This window comes from Rhodococcus sp. M8 (genome assembly GCF_015654185.1).
GTDB lineage: Bacteria > Actinomycetota > Actinomycetes > Mycobacteriales > Mycobacteriaceae > Rhodococcus > Rhodococcus aetherivorans.
The window spans coordinates 3,128,878-3,149,368 of record NZ_CP064065.1 but is presented as its reverse complement, the minus strand read 5'-3'; the positions used below and the strand labels follow the sequence as shown (position 1 = coordinate 3,149,368).

Sequence of the window (20,491 nt, the reverse complement as noted above, 5' to 3'; positions counted from 1 at the left end):
GACCGCCCGGCCGACCACGTGTCGGCCGGGCGGTCGTGCGTTCTGCCCGATTGTGCGGTGCCGACACACAACGGCGGACAGCCCGGGCTTCCGTATCGGAATTGATTAACACATATACTAACGCGGCCGTCCTCGGATAAGGTGGCGCCCATGACCGAAGCGGACGCCCGCGACCTCGACTACTGGTCCTTCGTCGAACTCGCGAACCGGCGCCTGAGCAGCCGATACGGCGATTACCACGAGCAGGCCACCGAGGTGCTGCTGACCCTCAACCGGGCCTCCGACATCGTCACGTACGACCTGGAGGCGGCCGTGCACCGCCCGAGGGGGCGGTCGTGGTCGGCGTACCGCCTGATGTTCGTCACCTGGCTTGCCGGCCCCATCGAGCCGAAGGTGGCCGCCAAGCTCACCGGCATGAGCCGCGCCGCTGTCTCCAATCTCGCGAAACCGCTGGTCGAGGCCGGCCTGCTGGCTCGCACCCCAGATCCGGAGGACGGCCGGTCGGTCCGCTTGTCGCTCACCGAGGCCGGCGAGCGGGAGATCGTGGAGACGTTCCGCGCCCAGAACGAGCGCGAGGCCGCCTGGGTCGATGTGCTGACCGAGGCGGAGCAGCAGATCCTCGTCATGCTGCTCAACAAGCTCATCACCAAGCGCAGCCGGTTCGATATGCGCGACCGCAACTGACAGCCGATCTTCCCGATGTGGTTGCGCTCACGTCCGAAAACTAGTTAAGGTGTTTACTAACACCGCGGGGGATCTCCGCGGATCAGCCACCCAGAGCCCGAGGAGCGGAATCCCATGGCGTTCTATCGACAGCTCGGCGTTATCCCGCCGAAGCGGCACACGCAGCACCGCAACGAGGACGGCGGGCTGTTCTACGAGGAGCTGATGGGCGAGGAGGGCTTCTCCTTGGACTCGGCGCTGCTCTACCACCGCCACATCCCGTCGGCCATCGTCGACGCGACCGAGTGGAAGCTGCCCGAGCAGGCCACCACCCCGAACCACCCGCTCAAGCCGCGCCACCTGAAGCTGCACGATCTGTTCCCGGAGACCGTCTGGGCCGAGACCGACGTCGTCACCGGCCGCCGGCTGATCCTCGGCAACGCGGACGTGCGCCTCTCCTACGTCGTCTCGACGAAGGAGTCGCCGCTCTACCGCAACGTCGTCGGCGACGAGATGGTCTACGTCGAGTCCGGCACCGCCCGCGTCGAGACCGTCTTCGGTGTGCTCGACGCGAAGGCCGGCGACTACGTGCTGCTGCCGATGGCCACCACGCACCGCTGGATCCCTACCGGCGACGAGCCGCTGCGCGCCTATGTCATCGAGGCCAACAGCCACATCGTCCCGCCGAAGCGCTTCCTGTCGCGGTTCGGCCAGTTCCTCGAGCACGCGCCGTTCTGCGAGCGCGACCTGCACGGCCCGACCGAGCTGATCCAGGTGGAGGACACCAACGTCGAGGTCCTGGTCAAGCACCGCACCTCGCACGGCATCGTCGGCACCCGCTACCTCGTGCCCAACCACCCGTTCGACGTCGTCGGCTGGGACGGCTGCCTGTACCCGTACACCTTCAGCATCCACGACTACGAGCCCATCACCGGCCGAGTCCACCAGCCGCCGCCGGCGCACCAGGCGTTCGAGGGCAACAACTTCGTCATCTGCAACTTCGTGCCCCGCAAGGTGGACTACCACCCGCTGGCGATCCCGGTGCCGTACTACCACTCCAACGTCGACTCCGACGAGATCATGTTCTACTGCGGCGGCGACTACGAGGCCCGCAAGGGCTCCGGCATCGGCCAGGGTTCGATCTCCGTCCATCCCGGCGGCCACGCCCACGGTCCGCAGCCCGGTGCCTACGAGCGGAGCATCGGTGTCGACTTCTTCGACGAGCTCGCCGTCATGGTGGACACGTTCCGGCCGCTCGAACTCGGCGAGGGTGCGCTCGCGTGCGAGGATGCGGCCTACGCCGGAAGCCGGAACCGGGGGCTGCAGAAGTGAGCACTCTCGGAGCCCTGCTGACGGAACTGTGCGACGACGCCGCGCTGTTCCCGCCCGGCAACGCCCCGCTCGATCGCGCCCTGCCGGCCCACGCCGCGCACCGCGTCGCCGACCACGCCGAGCTGGTAGGCACGTTCGTGTTCCCGGCGCCACGGATCCCGGAGCTGGTCGAGGCGCTCGGGCAGCGACCGCTCGGCGGTGAGCTGACACTGAGCCTGACCGTTCCCGGCGGCCCCGCCGCGGTCGTTCCCGCGATGGAGAGCCTGCGCGGCCTCGACGGCGTTGCCGTGGCGGCGCTCGAGATCGCCGTTCCGGCCGACGAGACCCCCACCGGGCTTCTCGTCGCCCTCGATGTGCTCGCCGCCGAGTACCCGGGAGTGGCTCTGTTCGTGGAGATTCCGCGCGACGAGCGCCGCGCCGAGATCCTCCAGGGTCTCGTGGGATCGCGCTACGCGGCGAAGTTCCGCACCGGCGGCGTGGTCGCGGAGGCGTACCCCGACGAGCAGGAACTCGCGGAGGCCGTCGCGACCGTGGTCCGCACGAAGGTCCCGTTCAAGGCCACGGCCGGTCTGCACCACGCGGTCCGCAACACCGACCCACATACCGGATTCGAGCAGCACGGATTCCTCAACGTGCTCGCCGCCGTCGACGCCGCGCTCGACGGCGCGGACACCCCGGACCTGGCGGCCGTGCTCGCCGACCGGAACGGTGACCGACTCGCCGCACGACTGGGCTCGCTGACACCCGCGCGTACCACTCAGGTGCGCAACAGCTTCCGTTCGTTCGGAACCTGCAGCATCGCGGAGCCGCTCGTCGACCTCATCGAGGTCGGCCTGGCTCCGTCGACGATGTCCCCGATCACCGAAGGATCCCTTGCATGACCGTCATCGACATTCCGGAAGATTCGCTCTTCGGCGCGAACAACCTGCCCTACGGTGTGTTCTCCACGGCCGGAACGCAGCCCCGCGTCGGTGTGCGCGTCGGTGACTCCGTTCTCGACCTGTCCGTCGTGTTCGACGACCCCGCCTTCGCCGAGCCCACCCTCAACGCCTTCATGGCGCAGGGCCGCGCCCGCTGGGACGAGGTGCGCGCCGCGCTGCAGAACCTGGTCACCGGGGACGTGCCCGCCGAGGCCGTGCACGCCGTCGCGGACGTCGAGCTGCACCTGCCGATCGAGGTCGCCGACTACGTCGACTTCTACGCGTCGGAGAACCACGCGTCGAACCTCGGACGGCTGTTCCGGCCCGACAACCCGTCGCCGCTGATGCCGAACTGGAAGCACCTGCCGGTCGGCTACCACGGTCGCTCGAGCACCGTCGTCGTTTCCGGCGTGGACATCGTGCGCCCGTGCGGCCAGCGCAAGGGCCCCAACGACCCGGCGCCCGTCTTCGGCCCGTCGATCCGTCTCGACATCGAGGCCGAGATGGGCTTCGTCGTCGGAGTCGGCTCCCCGATGGGATCGTCGATCACCCCGGACGAGTTCGCCGACCACTGCTTCGGGGCCGTCATCCTCAACGACTGGTCGGCCCGCGACATCCAGGCGTGGGAGTACGTGCCGCTCGGCCCGAACCTCGGCAAGTCCTTCGCGACCTCCATCTCCCCGTGGGTCGTGCCGCTGGCCGCGCTCGAGGCCGCCCGCGTCGACACCCCGGTTCAGGACCCGGAGCCGCTGCCGTACCTGAAGGGCACCGAGAAGTGGGGCCTGGACATCGATCTCGAGGTCGAATGGAACGGCCACGTCGTCTCACGTCCGCCGTACGCCCAGATGTACTGGTCGCCGGCGCAGATGCTCGCGCACACGTCCGTCAACGGTGCCGCCACCCGCACCGGCGACCTGTTCGGTTCCGGCACCATCTCCGGGCCGGAGAAGGACCAGCGCGGCGCGTTCATCGAACTCACCTGGGGTGGTAAGGAACCGGTTCAGGTCGGCGACGAGACCCGCACCTTCCTCGAGGACGGCGACGAGATCGCGATCTCCGCGACCGCGCCCGGCCCGGACGGCACCCGCATCGGCTTCGGCGAGGTCCGCACCCGCATCCTGCCCGCGAAGGACGCCGGCCGCTGAGCCGACTCTCCCCGGATCCGCGCGCCGGTTCGACAGCGGCGCGGTGCATTCCGCGCGTCGACGTCCGGTCGGCGCGCGGATCCGTTTCAGCGGACGATCAGCGAATCACCGACGGCCAGAACGCCGTCCGATGCCACGTCGGCGTAGACGCCGATGCAGGGGGCGGGCTTGCCGCCCGCCCGGTTCGGGACGCGGTTGCGGTCGGTGACGGTGCGCAGCATGTCGCGCCGGGCCGGCACCTCCTGGTGCGGCAGCGTCACCATCACACACCGCGCCGTGCGCTGCGTCGGCACGAGCGCGACGGAACCGGCCTCGACACGCCGGCCCAGCCAGTCGTCCTCGACGAACCCGGTGTCGTCGGTCGAGACCACGAGGTTGGGCCGGAAGCGGCGCAGCGCGACACCGGCGGTGTCGCCCGTGCCGAGCGCCTCCACGGCGGCCGTCGTGAGCAGGTGCAGCGGCGCCTCGTCGTAGGTGCGGGGGCGGGGCTCCAGGGTCAACGCACGCCCGGTCAGCTCGGACAGCAGCCCGGGGGTGCGCGGGTCGTCGCCGCGGGTGCACCGGCCGTCGGGCAGCGTGATCTCGAGGGCGGACGGATCCGACGGGTCGGCGTCGTCGAGCAGGCGGGCTCGGCACTCGAGCAGCCGCGACCAGGCCCGCACCTTCTTCGCTGACGCGACGGTGCCGGTCTCGGCGTCGATCACCGCCCACATGTGGTCGCCGCGCAGCCCGTCGGACTCGATCGCCGCCGACTGCAGTTGCTCGCCGCCGAACGACTTGACCGGGTAACGCCAGAGCTGGGAGACCTGCACAACGGGCCAGCATACGGACCGGTGTGTCCTTCGGGCGGTCGTGGCAGCCCGAAGGACGCACCGGCGCAGCCTAAGGTGTGGCGTATGAGCGATGATGCGACGCCGCGCCGTTGGGGCCTGACGATCCCCCTCGACGGCATTTCCCTGCCGGATCAGCGAAACCTGATCGCCGAACTGCCCGACCTCGGCTACACCGACGTGTGGTCGTCCGAGAGCAGCGTGGCCGACGCCTTCACGCCCCTGGCGCTGGCGAGCGTGTGGGCGCCGACGCTGCGCCTGGGCACCGCGATCGTCCCGGTGTTCACGCGCGGCCCGGCCACCCTGGCGATCTCCGCGGCCACCCTCGCCGCCGCCGCCCCGGGCCGCTTCGTCCTCGGCGTCGGAACCTCGTCCAACGTGATCGTCGAGAAGTGGAACAGCACCCCGTTCGAGGAGCCGTTCAAGCGGGCCCGCGACACGCTGCAGTTCCTGCGCGCCGCGCTCGCCGGTGAGAAGGTCACCCACAAGTACGACACGTTCGAGGTCAGCGGGTTCCGGGCCGGCCTCGTCCCCGATCCCGCCCCGCCCCTGCTGCTCGCCGCCCTGCGGCCCGGCATGCTGCGCCTCGCCGGACGCGAGGCCGACGGTGCGATCGTCAACTGGCTCTCGGCCGACAACGTGCGCACCGTCGCGCCGTACGTGCACGAGGGCGGAGCGGGCAAGGAGATCGTCGCCCGCATCTTCGTGCTGCCCGGCTTCGACGCCGAGACCGCCCGCAGCATCGGCCGTCGCATGATCGCCGCCTACATGAACGTCCCCGTCTACCGCGCCTTCCACGAATTCCTGGGCCGCAGCGAGGATTTCGAGGGCATGTGGCGGTTGTGGGGGAAGGGGGAGCGATCGGCGGCCCTCGCCGCGATCCCGGATCACGTGGTGGACCAGCTGGTCGTGCACGGGCCGCCGGAGGCGTGCCGGGAGCACATCGAACGGTACGTCGAGGCGGGTGTGACCACCCCCGTGATCGCGATGACCACCGCGGGCGATCCTACGGAGATGATCCGGGCCCTCGCCCCACGCTGAGTGCCGGATCCGCGCCGGGCGGTCGACCGCGAATCGAGCGCGCCACTGTCCGGGAACCGTGCGGCAGTTCCGTGCCGATCGGTTCGGCGCCGAGCGTCGTCACGATTCGGTCGCGGCGGTAACGTCCCCGTCGGGCACCGACGACATTCCGGGCAGATCGACCGCTGGGAGGCCGCGATGCCTGGACCGGATCTGCGTCGGGTGACCGTCGCCGCCGACGACGGCCTGCCCCTGTCGGTGCGGGTGCACGGACCCGCCGACGCGCCCGTCACGGTCGTGCTGGTGCACGGGCACTGCCTGCGCACCGACAGCTGGTCGGCGGTGCGCGAGCGCCTTGCCGGGCAGGCCGGCGCGGCGGTCCGCATCGTCGCCTACGACCAGCGCGGTCACGGCCGGTCGGGGGTCGGCGCGCCCGAGACGTACACCATCGAGCAGCTCGCCCACGACCTCGACGCCGTGCTGCGCACCGTCGTGCCCCGCGGGCCCGTGGTGCTGGCGGGGCACTCGATGGGCGGGATGGTGGCGATGGCCTACGCACGGCTGTACCCGGAGGCGATCGGCAGCCGCGTCGTCGCCGCCGCGCTCGTCGCGACCGCGGCGAGCGGCCTGGCCGACCTGGGGCTCGGCCGCTACCTGCGGCACCCGGCGGTGTCCGTGCTGCACCGCGCGGTGCGACGGGCGCCGCGGGTGATGCAGGGATCGATGCGCGTCGGCGGGCGGATGTGCGCGCCGGTGGTCCGTCGCGGCACCACGGACTCGTGGGCGCGTTCGCTGGCGACGACCCTGACGAACGAGACGTCGATCGTGACGCTCTCGCGTTTCCTGGCGGCGTTCGCGGTGCTGGACGAGTCGGCCGCGCTGGCCGTGCTCGCGGCGATCCCGGTCCTGGTGGTCGGCGGGTCGGCCGACGAGCTGACCCCGTTCGCGCATTCGCGGGCCATCGCCGCGCGGCTGCCGGCCGCCGAACTGGTGCGGGTCGACGGCGCGGGGCACTCGCTCATCGTCGAGCGCGCCGACGAGGTGGCGGCCGCGCTGCTGCGACTGCTCACCCACGTTCGGGGGGTGGCCACCCCCGTCGGGGTCGTGTAGGCAGGAGCACATGACCGACACGCGCACCGACCAGCCCGCCGCCGTTCTCATCGCCGTCGACGAGGCCTCCGGCATCGGCCTGCTCACCCTGAACCGTCCCGATCAGCGAAACCCGTTGTCCGCGGCGGCGATGCGCGAGGTCACGATGGGACTGCGCGCGCTGTCCGCGGAGTCCGCGACCCGGGTGATCGTGATCCGCGCCGAGGGGCCGGTGTTCTCCGCCGGTCACGACCTGCGCGAGATGATCGGCCGCACCCTCGAGGACGAGCGGGTCATCTTCGACACCTGTACCGAGATGATGCAGACCGTGCAGTCGGTGCCGCAGCCGGTGATCGCGTCGGTGCAGGGTGCGGCCGTCGCGGCCGGGTGCCAGCTGGTGGCGTCGTGCGACCTGGCGGTCGCGTCGTCGGACGCGGTGTTCGGCACCCCGGGGGTGAAGATCGGCCTGTTCTGCTCCACGCCGATGGTCGCGCTCAGCCGCGCGGTGGGGCGCAAGCGGGCCATGCAGATGCTGCTCACGGGCGAAACCATCGATGCGGAGACGGCCGCGGACTGGGGGCTGGTCAACTTCGTCGTCGACCCGGCGGCGCTGGAAACCGAGACCGCCGCGCTGGCCGCGAAGATCGTCTCGGCGTCGCCGGCGACGGTGCGGATCGGCAAGGAGGCCTTCTACCGGCAGATCGAGCTGCCGCAGGAGCAGGCCTACGAGGCGATGGCCGAGACCATGGCGACCAACGCGATGATCTGCGATGCGCAGGAGGGCATGACCGCGTTCGTGGAGAAGCGCCGGCCCGTATGGCAGGGCCGCTAGGCTTATCGAGCGTTAAGTCTGGACCATTGGTTGGACGTCCTATAACGTGTCCGATCATGAGCTCAGACCCGCGCGCGAACACCGTCGACGGCGTGCTGCACCGCAGCGCCGCCCGCTTCCCCCACCGCACCGCCCTGCGGTTCGGCGACCGCACCCTCACCTACCGTGAACTCGACGACGCGGTTACCCGGGCGGCCGCGCGGCTGCGCGCGCTGGGCCTGGACCAGGGCGATCGCGTCGCCGCGTACGGCACCAACTCCGACGCCTACGTCGTCGGGTACCTCGCCGTCGCCCGGGCCGGCCTGGTACACGTGCCGATCAACTACGCGCTGCGCGGCGAGGAGCTGAGCTACCTGCTCGGTCAGTCCGGAGCGCGTGCCGTCCTCGTCGACCCCGCCCTGGCCGGCAACCTCGAGCAGGTGCTCGCCGACGTCCCGGCCGAACACGTCCTGCCGCTACGCGACGCCGACGACTCGCTGCTCACCGCCGCGTGCGCGGGCGAGGTTCCGGAACTCGACGTGACCGTCTCCGACGCCGACCTCGTGCAGTTGCTCTACACCTCCGGCACCACGTCGAAGCCCAAGGGCGCCATGATGCCCCACCGGGCGCTGGTGCACGAGTACACCTCGTCGATCGTCGCGCTGGACCTGACTGCGGACGACAACCCGCTGGTCTGCATGCCGCTCTACCACTCGGCCGGCATGCACGTGTTCATGATGCCGTACCTGGCCGTCGGCGCCACGATCACGCTGCTGCCCGCCCCCGACATCCCGGAGATCCTCCGGCTCGTCGAGTCCGAGCGCATCGGCTCGCTGTTCCTCGCCCCCACGGTGTGGGTGCCGCTGGCGAACCACCCCGACCTCGAGACCCGCGATCTGTCGTCGTTGCGCAAGGCCCAGTACGGCGCGTCGATCATGCCCGTCACCGTGCTGAACCGGCTCCGCGGGCGCTACCCCGGCCTGGGGTTCTACAACTGCTTCGGCCAATCCGAGATCGGTCCGCTGGCAACGGTTCTGCGCCCGGAGGAGCACGAGGACCGGCCGTCGTCGTGCGGGAAGGCGGTGCTGTTCGTCGAGACCCGCGTCGTCGACGCCGACGGCAACGACGTGCCCGACGGTGAGTCCGGCGAGGTGCTGTACCGGTCGCCGCAGCTGTGCCTGGGCTACTGGGACAACCCGGAGGCCACCGCGGAAGCGTTCCGCGACGGCTGGTTCCACTCCGGCGACCTCGTCACGCGCGACCCCGAGGGCTACATCACCGTCGTCGACCGCATCAAGGACGTCATCAACACCGGCGGCATCCTCGTCGCCTCCCGGGAGGTGGAGGACGCGCTCTACACCCACGAGGCCGTCGCCGAGGTGGCGGTCATCGGCACGCCCGACGAGAAGTGGATCGAGGCCGTCACCGCCGTCGTCGTGCTGCGCGACGGCGCGGATGTCGACGAGCGCGAGCTGATCGACCACGTCAAGCAGCGGCTCGCGCCGTTCAAGGTGCCGAAGCTCGTCCGGTTCGTGGACACGTTGCCGCGCAACCAGAGTGGCAAGCTGCTCAAGCGCGAGCTGCGCACCACGTGACCGAATGTCACATGAGTTCGATCGAAGTGGAGCGGTGTGACATTCGGTCACACGCGACGGAAGGCTGAAGGACACCGATGGTCAAGAAGCACGTGCCGTCCTGGCACGACGACGAGGTACAGGCGGTCTCCGAACTCGCCCGTGACTTCTTCGAGCGCGAGGTGATGGCCCGCGCCGAGAAGTGGGACGCGCAGCGGCGCATCGATCGCGACGTGTGGCTCGCCGCAGGCAAGCTCGGGCTGCTGCTGTGCTCGGTGCCGGAGGAGTACGGCGGCGGTGGCGGCACCTTCGCCCACGATCTGGCCGTCTTCGAGGCGCAGGGCTACTCGGGTGACCTCGCACTGGGCATCTCGGTGCACAGCGGCATCGTCGCCCACTACATCCTCGAGTATGGCAGCGAGGAGCAGAAGCGGACCTGGTTGCCCGGCATGGCCACCGGTGAGATCCTCGGCGCGATCGGCATGACCGAGCCGGGCGCCGGCTCGGACCTCAAGGCCATCAAGACCACCGCGATCCGCGACGGCGACACGTACGTGGTCAACGGCTCGAAGACCTTCATCACCAACGGCTCGTCGGCGGACGTCATCGTGCTCGCCGTCAAGACCGACCCCAAGGCCGGTGCCAAGGGCGTGTCCCTGCTCATCGTCGACCTGCGCGACTGCCCCGGCTTCGCGGTCGGGCGGGTGCTGGACAAGGTCGGCCAGCACGGCGCTGACACCTCCGAGCTGTCGTTCACCGACGTGCGGGTGCCGGTGGCGAACCTGCTCGGCGGGAGCGAGGGGCAGGGCTTCGCACAGCTGATGGCGCAGCTGGTGCAGGAGCGGCTGATCATCGGCGCGCAGGCCGCCGGCGCGATGGAGCGCGCGGTCGAGGAGACCGTCCGCTACACGAAGGAGCGGCAGGCGTTCGGGCACAGCCTGTTCGAGTTCCAGAACACCGCGTTCGAGCTGGCGGAGTGCCGGACCATCGCCCGGACGTGCCAGGTATTCCTGGATCACTGCATCGAGCAGCACCTGAAGGGCGAGCTCGACGACGCGGACGCCGCGATGGTCAAGTACTGGCTGACCGACAGGCAGTGCGAGGTGATCGACCGCTGCGTGCAGCTGCACGGCGGCTACGGCTACATGCGCGAGTACCTGATCGCGCGGATGTACGAGGACGCCCGCGTGCAGCGGATCTACGCAGGCGCCAACGAGGTGATGAAGCAGATCATCGCCCGCTCCCTCTGAGCCCGCCCCGGGTGGAGGGTTCCCGCGAGGAACCCTTCACCTGCCGGCCTGCCGGGTGTGGTGGGCCAGCACCTTCGCGAGCAGGACGGCGAGCTGGTCGCGCTCGGTCGGGTCGAGCGGCGCGAACGCCTCGTCCTGCGCCGCGACGAGTACGTCATCGAGGGTGCGCAGGTGCTGCCGCCCGCGGCGGGTGACGCTGATGATGTTGCGGCGCCGATCGGTGGGATCGGGGCTGCGGTCGACGAGCCGCCGGTCGGCCAGCTCGTTGACGGTGGCGACGATGTCGCTGCGGTCCATCCCCGCGCGACGGCCGAGATCCGTCTGACACAGCGAGCCGTACTCCTCGAGTGCCGCGAGCGCGCGGTAGTGGTAGCCGCGGGCGTCGGCCTGGCCGAGCCGGTCGACCACCACCCGGTGCACGTGGCGGGCGGATTGGGTCAGCAGCCAGCTCGGGAGCCGCTCGAGCCTCGTGGGCGCGGTCGAAATGTCTGGGTCGGACATGCCACCAGGGTACGGTTCGACGGTCGGAAATCCGACGGTCGCGTCAGCCGTCGGTGCCGCGGCAGCGCGGCTCCAGCCGTACCGGGCCGACGACTCCGGCACCGGTCCGTACTCTCGCGCCCCGGTCGGGCGGACGCCCACAGCATGTCGACCGTCCCGGCGTTGGTGTGGGCTCGTATCTGCATGCCGCAGGGGCGCAATGCGTGCAGGTCATGCCGGTGGCGGGGTAGTGGGTGACGTTCGTGTCGTGCTCTTTCGGCGGTGCGGGCCGGCCGGATGGGCCGGGCGTGGTGGGGCACGGCCGACGCTGATGCCACCGTGGGCGGGTGCGCGGGGCTCACCTCGGCCTGTCGACGATGAGGACCTGGACGGCGCCCAGACGTGGGACGATGCGGCCCAGCAGTGCTGCGAGGGGCTCGAAGTGGTGTAGGAACCAGGGGTGCGCGGCGGTGAACAGCCGGCCCTGCACGGTTGCCCGCCCATGGCGGCGGCCGAGGCGCCGCAACTCACCCGGGGTGAGGTAGGTGCCACTCGAGAACGGTGCGCGGTGGGTGGGTTTGTCGAGCAGACCCCAGGGGCTGGTCGGGTTGAGCGTGAGCACGACGATGCGGCCGCCCAGACGGGTGATGCGCGCCAACTCGGCCAGGACCGCTGCGGGGTCGGTGAACTCGAGCGTCGCGATCGTGACGGCGGCGTCCGCGATGTCGTCCGGCAGAGGCAGGCGGCAGGCGTCGGCGCGTAGGAGTCGACCGGCGGCACGGTCGGCCGCTACCGTGAGCATCCCGGCCGACAGGTCCACGCCGAGCACTCTGGCCCCCCGACCGGCCAGGTGGTGGACGAGCCTGCCGGTGCCGCAGCCGACTTCGACCACCGTCAGGTCGGCGGGATCGGATAGTGCCTCGTCGACCGCGGCCCGCTCCACAGCCCACGCATGAGCGCCCCAGGACGTGTCGAACCACCGGTCGTACCCCCGGGCCCGGGCGGCAGTCAGTTCGTCCATCGCGGCTCGGGTCCAGGCGGCGGCGACCGGCGCGGAACCTCAGCGCGGCGACCGTCCGCGAGCAGCACTGATCCACCCTCCTTCACCGGTTCACTCTCCTCCGGAGGTTCTTCGCACGGTGGCGCATGCACGGGAGATGGCTTCGGCAGCGACCACCACGTCCGTCTCCCGCGTCCAGCGGCCCAGGGAGAGCCGGATGGCGCCAAGCGCGGCGTCGTGCTCGATGCCCATCGCCCGCAGGACGGGGGAGGGTTCGTGAGTCCCGGAATGACAGGCCGACCCAGTGGACGCGGCGATGTCCGGTGCCGCGGCGAGGACCGCGGGCCCCTCGGCGCCGTCGATGCGCAGGTTGGCGGTGTTGGGCAGGCGCCGGCTCGGATGACCGTGCAGATGAACCCGGCCTGGCAGGGACTCGGACAGCATTGCGACGAGGCGGTCGCGCAGCACCGCGAGCCGGTACGGCTCGCTCTCGACCAATGCCGTGGCGGCCAGCTCGGCGGCGATCCCGAGCGCCATGGCGAACGCGACGTTCTCCGTCCCGGCCCGCGCACCGCGTTCTTGCCCCCCACCGCCGATGAGCGGCACCATCGACACTCCCTCGCGAACATACAGGGCCGCAATGCCTTTCGGGGCGTACATCTTGTGTCCGACGACGGTGAGCAGGTCGACGCCGAAGGCCCCGACATCGAGGGCGATCTTCCCGGCGCTCTGGGCGGCGTCGGAGTGCAGGAGGACTCCGTGCCGCCTGGTCACGTCTGCGATCTCCCGGACCGGCTGGAGCGTGCCGGTCTCGTTGTTCGCGTGCATGACCGTGACCAGGACAGTCCGAGAAGTGATCGCCGCCTCGACGTCGGTGGGGTCGAGGATTCCGTGGCCGTCGACAGGAAGGTACGTGATCTCCACACCGTGGAGATCGTGCAGCGCCCGGCACGCGGCGAGGACCGCGGGGTGCTCGGTGACCTGCGTGATCACGTGCGCTTCGTCTTGGCCGGCGGTCATCGCGGCCAGGACGACGCCCCGGACGGCGAGGGCGTCCGCCTCCGAGCCGCTGCCCGTGAAGACAATTTCCTGTGGGGAACAACCCACGAACGCGGCGACCTGTTCGCGTGCCAGTCGCAGTGCCGCCTTGGGGGCGGCGCCGAATGCGTGGTCGCTCGAGGGATTGCCGAAGTTCTCCCGGAGTGCCGGTAGCAGGGCCTCGACGACTCGGGGATCCACGGGTGTGGTCGCGTTGTAGTCCAGATAGACGGGTCGTGCGGGCAGACCCGGGTGCTCCACAGTCATGCTGCTGCTCGTCCCCTCGGCGTCGGGAGAGGTCTTCATAGAGGCGTCCGGACCGGACTTCCTCGTCGATCATTGTCCACCCGTTCGTGGCGACCGACCGAGATGCGGGATCGGACTCCTGCAGCCGGATCCGCGAGACCCGTCGACTGCGACCGGCCATCGCCCGCGTCGACCCGTGCGTCGTGTCCTTCGGTGTGGTCTGGAGCGAGTGGCTCACCACTGAGCGTCGGCCACCGACTGCGGTCCACTGGACCGCGGCATGTCCCCGAGGCCGGCGATCCGGTGCTCGAGGAATCGGGAACGTCACCGTCCAACGCATGTGGCGTCGTACCCAGCCGGGTGGCCAGGTCTTTGTTCGACGCGCCTCAGTGCCCGCGGTGATCGGTGATCGGCGTGCGGGGTCCCCGTCGCGGGACCCGCCCCGCCCCGCCGGTCGCCATGATCAGCCGCACAGCTCGATAACGGTGCGGCCGAAGCGGTTCCAGATACTTCACCATGCCGGCGTCGTCGAGTGGTGCGCCCAGCAGCGACCAGCCGACGATCGTCGCGAGGTGGTAGTCGCCCACCGACAGCGCGTCCGCGTCGCCGAAGGCGCGCTGGGCGACCTCGGCGGCGGTCCATACGCCCACGCCCGGGATCGAGCGCAGCTTCCGCTGCGCCTCGGCGGGCGCGAGGTCGACGAGCCGCTCGAGGCGGTCGGCCAGCCGGGCGCAGCTCACGACGGTCCGGGCCCGGCCGGGGTCGACGTTGGCGCGGTGGAACTCCCACGACGGGACGCGGCGCCACGTCTCGGCGGCCGGTGGCACCCGCATCCCCTCCGGTGCCGGACCGGGCGCGACGTCGCCGAACCACGTGACGAGCCGCCGCCACGACGCGAACGCGGCGACGCTGTGCACCCGCTGCTCGAGGATCGCCGGGACCAGGGCCTCGAGCACGCGGCCGGTGCGCGGGATCCGCAGGGCCGGCAGGCGGCGATGGGCCTCGGCCAGGCTCGGATACTCGGGCCGGAACCCGGTCGGGTCGTCCTCGGCACCGAGAAGGGTGGGAAGGTGTGCCGACAGTTCCTCGGCCCCGGCACCCCACGCGTGGCAGCGCACGCCGCGCGGACCGTCCTGCACGAGCCGGTAGGTGACCGGCCCCGACGCCAACCGGGACGTGCGCCACACGGCCTGCCCGTCGCGGCGATGGCAAGGGTCGTAGGGCCCGCGCTGCAGGGGTTGCAACGTCAGCGCGACGTCCACCGGCCGGGGCAGCTCGGCGCGGACGACGAGCGCGCCGGTGCTGGGTGGAGCGGGGGCGGGCACCGGTCCACCGTACTGTGCGACGAGGTGACCGTGCGACGAGGTGCGGATCGAAGGCGGCGACCCGCCGAGCGTGCGCTTCTCGCGCCGACACGCCGATGGGTGCCGCGATTTCTGCGCAGCCGCGGCGCGTCGGCGCCTCGGGCGCGACGTCGCCCCTGCCACGGGATATGGTCTGGCACATGATCATCGTGAGCACCGACGGTTCCTGCCTTCGCAATCCGGGCGGCGCCATCGGATGGGCGTGGGTCAATCACGAGGGACCGAGCCGCTCGGGCGGGGAGCACTCGGGCACCAATCAAATCGCCGAGCTGCGGGCGCTGCTCGAGGCGCTGAAGGCCCATCCCGGTCCGGAACCGATGATCATCGAATCCGACTCGCAGTACGCCATCAAGTGCGCCTCGGAATGGTTGCCGGGCTGGAAGCGCAAGGGCTGGAAGACGGCGACCGGCGCGCCGGTGAAGAACCTCGATCTGGTCCAGGCCATCGACCGCGTCCTCGCCGACCGGTCCGGGCCGGTGCGGTTCCGGTGGGTGCGCGGACACGTCGGCAACCACTTCAACGAACTCGCCGACACCCTCGCGGGCGAGGCGGCGCGCGCGCAGGCGGCGGCCCCGCCCGCCCCGAACGCGCCCGTCTCCGAACCGGCCGGGCCCGAGCCGACCGCCGCGCGTGCGCGGCCCGAGCCGACCGCCGCGGATGCGCGGCCCGAGCCGACCGCCGCGCCTGCGCGGGCGAAGAAGGCGGTGCGCCGGACGGTGAAGGTGGTCGAGGAGGTCGAGCTCACCCTCTTCTGACGAGCCCTCAGAATCCGCCGGCAACCTCGATCACCGCGCGCCCGGTGAACTTGCCGGCCCGCACGAGGTCGAGCGCGGGCACCAGCTCTCGCGCGGGGATATGGCGGGTGATGTCGGCCAGGTGCCGGGGCCGCAGGTCGCCCGCGAGGCGCTCCCACAGCGCCCGGCGCGGACCGATGGGCAGCTGCACCGAGTCGATGCCCAGCAGGGCGACGCTGCGCAGGATGAAGGGCATCACCGTGGTCTGCAGGGCGGCGCCACCGGTGAGTCCGCTGGCGGCGACCGCGCCGCCCCACTGGACGGTGCTGAGGACGTGGGCGAGTGTGGCGCCGCCGACGCAATCCACGGCCCCGGCCCAGATCGCCTTGCCGAGCGGTCGCGGCTTCGCGTCGGGGTCCTCGGGCAGCCGCCCGATCACCGAGGCGGCGCCCAGTTCGGTGAGCAGGTCGTGGGCTTCCGGCTTGCCGGTCGAGGCGACCACCTCGAATCCGGCGGCGGCGAGCAGGTCGACGCTGACGGTGCCCACGCCGCCGGAGGCGCCGGTGACGACGACGGGCCCGTCGTCCGGGGTCAGGCCGTGCCGCAGCAGGGCCTGCACGCTCAGCGCCGCGGTGAATCCGGCGGTGCCGATGGCGGCGGCGTCGGCTGTGGAGAGCTCGCCGAGCCGGACGAGCTGGTCGGCGGGGACGCGGGCGTACTCGGCGTAGCCGCCGTGGCGGCCGGTGCCGATCTCGTAGCCGTGCGCAAGGACCCGGTCCCCGGGCGCGAAGTCGGGGTGATCGGAGGTGACGACCTCACCGGCAAGGTCGATGCCGGGAATGATCGGGTAGTTGCGGACCACGCCGCCGCGCGGGACGACGGCGAGGGCGTCCTTGTAGTTGATGCTCGAATGCAGGACGCGGACGGTGATGCCGTCGTCGGGCAGCATCGTCTCGTCGACGGTCTCGGGGGCGAAGTCGATCGCGTCGTCGTGCTCGCGCGCGACCCAGGCGGAGAACGTGGTGGAGGTCATGGGTCCGACCGTAGTGGCGGCGCGCTCGTCCGTGGGGCGACACGACCCTTGCCAACGGTAAGTAAAGGCATGCTAAGTTAGGCAACGCTTGGCTGAGTTCGAAGTGGTGGGTAGGGCTGCGCGGGTGGCTCCGTCTACCTCGGAAGTTCAATTTTCAAGGAGATTGCCCATGCGTATCCGGTTGTCCGCCGCCGTCGCGTTAGTCGCGGCCGCCTCGCTCGGGCTTTCCGCCTGCTCCTCCGACACCTCCTCCGGCACCGCGGCGGAGACCGGCGAGACCGTCGTCATCAGTCACGCCCAGGGCGATACCGAGGTGCCCGTCGATCCCGAACGGGTCGTGGTCTTCGACCAGAGCGTGCTGCAGTCCATGATCGACCTCGACCTGCCCGACGCCGTCGGCGTCCCCGCGCTCACGAATTGGCCCGAATCGTTCGCGCGTTACCGGGGCGACGACGTCGCCAAGGTCGGCTCGCTGTTCGAGCCCGACTTCGAGGCCGTCAACGCCCTCGAGCCCGACCTCATCATCGTCGCCGCCCGGTCGGCCACCAGCTACGACGCGCTCAGCGAGATCGCCCCGACCGTCGACCTCTCCGTCGACGCCAAGGACTTCCTCGTCAGCGTCGCGAAGCAGAACCGCAACCTCGCCACCATCTTCGGCGCCGAGGGCGCGTTCGAGGAGAAGTTCGCCGGCATCGAGGCGTCGTTCGACGCGGTGTCCGCTGCCGCCGCACAGGCGAACCTGCGGGGACTCATCATGCGCGTCGAGGCCGCCGAGGTCACCGCGTACGGACCCGGCTCCCGGTACGGGATCATCCACGACCTCGGCGTCAAGCCCGTGTCGGAGACCTTCGCCGACGACGTCGCCCACGGTGACGCCGTGTCCTTCGAGTACATCGCCCAGGCCGACCCCGACCTGATGTTCGTCCAGGACCGCGAGGCACCCCTCGGCGACACCACCGGACCCAACGCGTCCCGAGTCCTCGACAACCCGCTCGTCGGCGGCACCACCGCCGCGAAGGAAGGCCGGATCACCTACCTCGACCTGTACACCTGGTACATGGCGCCGAGCGCGCTGAGCTCCGTCCAGTCGCAGATCGACGTCGTCGGGCAGGCCGTCGGCAAGGCCGCGGCGGCATGACCGCCTCCCGCCCGTGAGCTCCCCGGTAACGACCGGCAGGGCCGGCGACCGCACCCCGCGTGCGGCCGCCGGCCCCGCCGCGCGTCTGCGTCCCGTCCTGATCGGCGCGGCGCTGCTCGCCGTCGCCGCCTTCGCGTCCCTGTTCGTCGGCGTCGCCGACGTCACCCCCGCCGACCTGCTGCGCGGCGACACCGCGACCCTCGAGGTGTTCTTCGTCTCGCGCGTGCCCCGCCTGATCGCGATCCTGCTCGCCGGCGCCGCCCTGAGCGTGTCCGGCCTGATCATGCAGCACCTGACCCGCAACCGGTTCGTGGCGCCGGACACCGCCGGCACCGTCGAATGGGCCCTGCTCGGCATCCTCGTCGCCACCCTGTTCCTCGGGGGACAGTCCGTGCTCGGCAAGATGCTCGTCGCCGTCGCCTTCTCCCTCGTCGGCACCTTCCTGTTCCTGCGGCTCCTGCGCCGCGTCCGGTTCACCGACATGATCGTCGTGCCGCTCGTCGGCCTCATGTTCGGCGGCGTCGTCATGGCCGTCACCACGTTCTTCGCCTACCGGCTCGAACTGATGCAGGCCCTGAACACCTGGACCAGCGGTGACTTCTCCGGCATCCTGCGCGGCCGCTACGAGATCATCTGGGTCGTCGTCGCCGTCATGGCCGTCGCCTATCTGTACGCCGACCGCTTCACCGTGGCCGGCCTCGGCGAGGGCTTCGCGAAGAACCTCGGCGTCCCGTACCAGCTGGTGATCAACATCGGGATGGTCGTCGTTGCCGTCACCACCGCCGTCGTCACCGTCGTCGTCGGCGCCATCCCGTTCCTCGGTCTCGTCGTGCCCAACCTCGTCACCCTGGCGCTCGGCGACAACCTGCGCCGCGTCCTGCCGATCACCGCGCTCGCCGGCGCCGGATTCGTGCTCGCGTGCGACGTCGTCGGCCGCGTCCTCCGCTACCCGTACGAGATCCCGGTCGGCACCGTCGCGAGCGTCGTCGGCGCCGTCGTGTTCATCGCGCTGATCCTGCGTACCCGGCGAGGTGCGCGATGAGCCCGGCCGTCGCCGCACCCGCCGTGACGAGTCGCCGGAACCCTGCCCGTGTGCTCGTCGTGCTCGCCGTCGTCGCCGCACTGGCGGTGTGCGCCTACCTGTTCCTCTTCGTCACCGGCTCGTGGGACTTCGCCATGAAGATCCGCGGCCGGCAGGTGCTGTCGATTGTGCTCGTCGGCTACGCCACCGCCTTCGCCGCGGTGATCTTCCAGACCGTCACCAACAACCGCATCCTCACCCCGGGCGTGATGGGTTTCGACAGCCTGTTCATGCTGCTGCAGACCCTCGTGGTGTTCCTGTTCGGCGCGAGCGCCCTCGCGACACTGGATCCGCGCCTGAAGTTCGGGGTCGAGGTGCTCGCCATGGTCGGCTTCGCGCTCGTGCTGTTCCGATGGCTCTTCGACCGCGGATCCCGCGACCTGTACGTGCTGGTGCTCGTCGGCATCGTGCTCGGCGCACTGTTCGGTGGGCTGTCGTCGCTGGTGTCGCGGCTGATCGACCCCAACGACTTCATGACCCTGCAGGACGTGCTGTTCGCCAGCTTCAACAACGTGCAGGTCGACCTGCTCGCCGTGTCGGCCCTGCTCGTCGTCGCGGCGACGGCGTTCTCGGTGCCGCTGCTGTGTCAGCTCGACGTCGTCGCACTGGGCCGCGAGCACGCGATCGGCCTCGGCGTCGACCACCGGCGCGTCGTCACCCGCGCGCTGATCGTCGTCGCGGTGCTGGTCTCGGTGTCCACAGCGCTCGTCGGGCCCATCACGTTCCTCGGGCTGCTGGTGGCCAACCTGGCCCGGGAACTCGTCGGCACGTTCCGGCACCGCTGGACGGTGCCCGCCGCGACGCTCGTCGCGATCGTCGCCCTGGTCGGCGGGCAGTTCGTCCTCGCCCGGCTGCTCGACTACAACTCGAGCCTCATCGTCGTCGTCAACTTCGTCGGCGGCATCTACTTCATCTCCCTGCTCGTGAGGGGTGCGCGCCTGTGATCACCGTTCGGGACCTCGCCAAGAACTACGCCGGCACCACCGTGCTCGGGCCCGTCGACCTCGACGTCCCGCGCGGCGGCCTCACGTCGATCATCGGTGCCAACGGCGCCGGCAAGTCGACACTGCTGACCATCGTCGCGCGGCTGCTCGACACCGACGCCGGATCGGTCAGCATCGACGGGCTCGACCTGCGGGCCACCCCCTCGGACGCGCTGGCGAAGAAACTGTCGGTGCTGCGCCAGGACAACACCACGGCGGTGCGGTTGTCGGTGCGCGAACTCGTCGAGTTCGGGCGCTTCCCGCATTCGAAGGGCCGGCTCTCGGCGGCCTGCCACGACGCGGTCGACCGCGCCCTCGAGTACACCGGCCTGGGCGGGTTCGAGCACCGCTTCCTCGACCAGCTCTCCGGCGGACAGCGGCAGCGCGCGTTCGTCGCGATGGTGCTCGCGCAGGACACCGACTACGTGCTGCTCGACGAACCGCTCAACAACCTGGACATGAAGCACTCGCAACACATGATGCAGCTGCTGCGACGCATGGCCCACGAGATGGGCAAGACCGTGATCCTGGTGATCCACGACATCAACTTCGCGTCGTGCCACTCGGATCGCATCGTCGCGATGCGCGACGGCGCCGTCGTCGCGGACGGCGACGTCGACGAGATCCTGCAGCCCGAGGTGCTGCGCAAGGTGTACGACATGGACATCGCCGTGCACGAGATCGACGGCCGTCGCATCGCTGTGTACTTCTGAGGCGCCTCCGGCGCCGGTGTGTCCTTCGGGCGGCTGGGGCAGCCCAA

Annotated in this window: 20 protein-coding genes; 14 read left to right on the top strand and 6 right to left on the bottom strand. The window is 70.7% G+C overall.

Annotated features, from left to right (window positions below; genetic code table 11):
* The first annotated feature begins 150 nt into the window (after window positions 1-150).
* From ISO16_RS14130 to fahA, 4 genes are all read left to right on the top strand, one after another.
* On the top strand, window positions 151-684 hold the full coding sequence (locus tag ISO16_RS14130) for a MarR family winged helix-turn-helix transcriptional regulator (RefSeq protein ID WP_006939823.1): 534 nt from the start codon (window positions 151-153) through the stop codon (window positions 682-684).
* Between the two features lie 114 nt (window positions 685-798).
* Window positions 799-1,995, top strand: a complete 1,197-nt coding sequence (locus ISO16_RS14125; RefSeq protein ID WP_072636406.1) for a homogentisate 1,2-dioxygenase — start codon at window positions 799-801, stop codon at window positions 1,993-1,995.
* Window positions 1,992-2,876, top strand: coding sequence for a hypothetical protein (locus ISO16_RS14120; protein ID WP_072636405.1), 885 nt, complete (start codon window positions 1,992-1,994; stop codon window positions 2,874-2,876). The genes ISO16_RS14125 and ISO16_RS14120 overlap by 4 nt, the downstream gene beginning before the upstream one ends.
* Window positions 2,873-4,060 (top strand): fumarylacetoacetase, encoded by a 1,188-nt coding sequence (gene fahA / locus ISO16_RS14115; RefSeq protein WP_072636404.1) that lies wholly within the window; start codon window positions 2,873-2,875, stop codon window positions 4,058-4,060. The genes ISO16_RS14120 and fahA overlap by 4 nt, the downstream gene beginning before the upstream one ends.
* A gap of 86 nt (window positions 4,061-4,146) precedes the next feature.
* Here fahA and ISO16_RS14110 read toward each other — a convergent pair whose 3' ends face one another.
* Window positions 4,147-4,872: an MOSC domain-containing protein gene (locus ISO16_RS14110; protein ID WP_072636403.1), complete on the bottom strand. Its 726-nt coding sequence runs from the start codon at window positions 4,870-4,872 to the stop codon at window positions 4,147-4,149.
* Window positions 4,873-4,956: 84 nt separating this feature from the next.
* Between ISO16_RS14110 and ISO16_RS14105 the strand changes: the two genes are divergently transcribed.
* The 5 genes from ISO16_RS14105 (at window position 4,957) to ISO16_RS14085 (ending at window position 10,634) form a co-directional block, all read left to right on the top strand.
* Window positions 4,957-5,931, top strand: coding sequence for an LLM class F420-dependent oxidoreductase (locus tag ISO16_RS14105; protein WP_195886166.1), 975 nt, complete (start codon window positions 4,957-4,959; stop codon window positions 5,929-5,931).
* 201 nt (window positions 5,932-6,132) lie between these two features.
* On the top strand, window positions 6,133-7,020 hold the full coding sequence (locus ISO16_RS14100) for an alpha/beta fold hydrolase (protein ID WP_006939810.1): 888 nt from the start codon (window positions 6,133-6,135) through the stop codon (window positions 7,018-7,020).
* A gap of 10 nt (window positions 7,021-7,030) precedes the next feature.
* Entirely contained in the window at window positions 7,031-7,831 is an 801-nt protein-coding gene (locus tag ISO16_RS14095) for an enoyl-CoA hydratase (RefSeq protein WP_050035992.1), read from the top strand.
* 56 nt (window positions 7,832-7,887) lie between these two features.
* The gene (locus ISO16_RS14090; RefSeq protein ID WP_072636400.1) at window positions 7,888-9,405 is read left to right on the top strand and encodes an acyl-CoA synthetase; all 1,518 of its coding nucleotides are present in this window, start codon (window positions 7,888-7,890) and stop codon (window positions 9,403-9,405) included.
* Window positions 9,406-9,482: 77 nt separating this feature from the next.
* A complete protein-coding gene (locus ISO16_RS14085) occupies window positions 9,483-10,634 on the top strand; it encodes an acyl-CoA dehydrogenase family protein (protein ID WP_006939807.1) in 1,152 nt (383 codons plus the stop codon).
* A gap of 36 nt (window positions 10,635-10,670) precedes the next feature.
* On the opposite strand, the gene ISO16_RS14080 is transcribed toward ISO16_RS14085, so the two are convergent.
* From ISO16_RS14080 to ISO16_RS14065, 4 genes are all read right to left on the bottom strand, one after another.
* The gene (locus tag ISO16_RS14080; protein ID WP_006939806.1) at window positions 10,671-11,135 is read right to left on the bottom strand and encodes a MarR family winged helix-turn-helix transcriptional regulator; all 465 of its coding nucleotides are present in this window, start codon (window positions 11,133-11,135) and stop codon (window positions 10,671-10,673) included.
* Window positions 11,136-11,472: 337 nt separating this feature from the next.
* Complete coding sequence (locus tag ISO16_RS14075; protein WP_230304352.1) at window positions 11,473-12,135, bottom strand: class I SAM-dependent methyltransferase; 663 nt, start codon at window positions 12,133-12,135, stop codon at window positions 11,473-11,475.
* 90 nt (window positions 12,136-12,225) lie between these two features.
* Window positions 12,226-13,419, bottom strand: coding sequence for a cysteine desulfurase family protein (locus tag ISO16_RS14070; RefSeq protein ID WP_072636450.1), 1,194 nt, complete (start codon window positions 13,417-13,419; stop codon window positions 12,226-12,228).
* Window positions 13,420-13,784: 365 nt separating this feature from the next.
* On the bottom strand, window positions 13,785-14,723 hold the full coding sequence (locus tag ISO16_RS14065; RefSeq protein WP_072636399.1) for a DNA-3-methyladenine glycosylase family protein: 939 nt from the start codon (window positions 14,721-14,723) through the stop codon (window positions 13,785-13,787).
* Between the two features lie 179 nt (window positions 14,724-14,902).
* Here ISO16_RS14065 and ISO16_RS14060 point away from each other — a divergent pair, with 179 nt between their 5' ends.
* On the top strand, window positions 14,903-15,517 hold the full coding sequence (locus tag ISO16_RS14060) for a ribonuclease H family protein (protein WP_072636449.1): 615 nt from the start codon (window positions 14,903-14,905) through the stop codon (window positions 15,515-15,517).
* Between the two features lie 7 nt (window positions 15,518-15,524).
* Here the strand turns inward: ISO16_RS14060 and ISO16_RS14055 are convergent, their stop codons facing one another.
* On the bottom strand, window positions 15,525-16,529 hold the full coding sequence (locus ISO16_RS14055) for an acrylyl-CoA reductase family protein (protein WP_006935722.1): 1,005 nt from the start codon (window positions 16,527-16,529) through the stop codon (window positions 15,525-15,527).
* 169 nt (window positions 16,530-16,698) lie between these two features.
* Between ISO16_RS14055 and ISO16_RS14050 the strand changes: the two genes are divergently transcribed.
* From ISO16_RS14050 to ISO16_RS14035, 4 genes are read left to right on the top strand one after another with little or no spacing between them, the layout of a single operon-like run.
* On the top strand, window positions 16,699-17,667 hold the full coding sequence (locus ISO16_RS14050; protein WP_072636398.1) for a siderophore ABC transporter substrate-binding protein: 969 nt from the start codon (window positions 16,699-16,701) through the stop codon (window positions 17,665-17,667).
* Window positions 17,668-17,680: 13 nt separating this feature from the next.
* Window positions 17,681-18,709, top strand: a complete 1,029-nt coding sequence (locus ISO16_RS14045; protein ID WP_006935724.1) for an ABC transporter permease — start codon at window positions 17,681-17,683, stop codon at window positions 18,707-18,709.
* Entirely contained in the window at window positions 18,706-19,692 is a 987-nt protein-coding gene (locus ISO16_RS14040) for an iron chelate uptake ABC transporter family permease subunit (protein ID WP_230304351.1), read from the top strand. Before ISO16_RS14045 ends, ISO16_RS14040 begins: the two co-directional genes overlap by 4 nt.
* Window positions 19,689-20,444 carry an iron ABC transporter ATP-binding protein gene (locus tag ISO16_RS14035; RefSeq protein ID WP_072636396.1) on the top strand — a complete coding sequence of 252 codons (756 nt, stop codon included), beginning with the start codon at window positions 19,689-19,691 and terminating at the stop codon, window positions 20,442-20,444. Before ISO16_RS14040 ends, ISO16_RS14035 begins: the two co-directional genes overlap by 4 nt.
* Window positions 20,445-20,491: the final 47 nt, after the last annotated feature.

What these genes read in the sequence shown, in the direction of transcription:
- ISO16_RS14060 (WP_072636449.1), top strand. Translation starts at nt 14,903, where the DNA reads ATGATCATCGTGAGCACCGACGGTTCCTGCCTTCGCAATCCGGGCGGC.
- ISO16_RS14090 (WP_072636400.1), top strand. Translation starts at nt 7,888, where the DNA reads ATGAGCTCAGACCCGCGCGCGAACACCGTCGACGGCGTGCTGCACCGC.
- ISO16_RS14130 (WP_006939823.1), top strand. Translation starts at nt 151, where the DNA reads ATGACCGAAGCGGACGCCCGCGACCTCGACTACTGGTCCTTCGTCGAA.
- ISO16_RS14075 (WP_230304352.1), bottom strand. Translation starts at nt 12,135, where the DNA reads ATGGACGAACTGACTGCCGCCCGGGCCCGGGGGTACGACCGGTGGTTC.
- ISO16_RS14105 (WP_195886166.1), top strand. Translation starts at nt 4,957, where the DNA reads ATGAGCGATGATGCGACGCCGCGCCGTTGGGGCCTGACGATCCCCCTC.
- ISO16_RS14050 (WP_072636398.1), top strand. Translation starts at nt 16,699, where the DNA reads ATGCGTATCCGGTTGTCCGCCGCCGTCGCGTTAGTCGCGGCCGCCTCG.
- ISO16_RS14055 (WP_006935722.1), bottom strand. Translation starts at nt 16,529, where the DNA reads ATGACCTCCACCACGTTCTCCGCCTGGGTCGCGCGCGAGCACGACGAC.
- ISO16_RS14085 (WP_006939807.1), top strand. Translation starts at nt 9,483, where the DNA reads ATGGTCAAGAAGCACGTGCCGTCCTGGCACGACGACGAGGTACAGGCG.
- ISO16_RS14080 (WP_006939806.1), bottom strand. Translation starts at nt 11,135, where the DNA reads ATGTCCGACCCAGACATTTCGACCGCGCCCACGAGGCTCGAGCGGCTC.
- fahA (WP_072636404.1), top strand. Translation starts at nt 2,873, where the DNA reads ATGACCGTCATCGACATTCCGGAAGATTCGCTCTTCGGCGCGAACAAC.
- ISO16_RS14125 (WP_072636406.1), top strand. Translation starts at nt 799, where the DNA reads ATGGCGTTCTATCGACAGCTCGGCGTTATCCCGCCGAAGCGGCACACG.
- ISO16_RS14070 (WP_072636450.1), bottom strand. Translation starts at nt 13,419, where the DNA reads ATGACTGTGGAGCACCCGGGTCTGCCCGCACGACCCGTCTATCTGGAC.
- ISO16_RS14040 (WP_230304351.1), top strand. Translation starts at nt 18,706, where the DNA reads ATGAGCCCGGCCGTCGCCGCACCCGCCGTGACGAGTCGCCGGAACCCT.
- ISO16_RS14095 (WP_050035992.1), top strand. Translation starts at nt 7,031, where the DNA reads ATGACCGACACGCGCACCGACCAGCCCGCCGCCGTTCTCATCGCCGTC.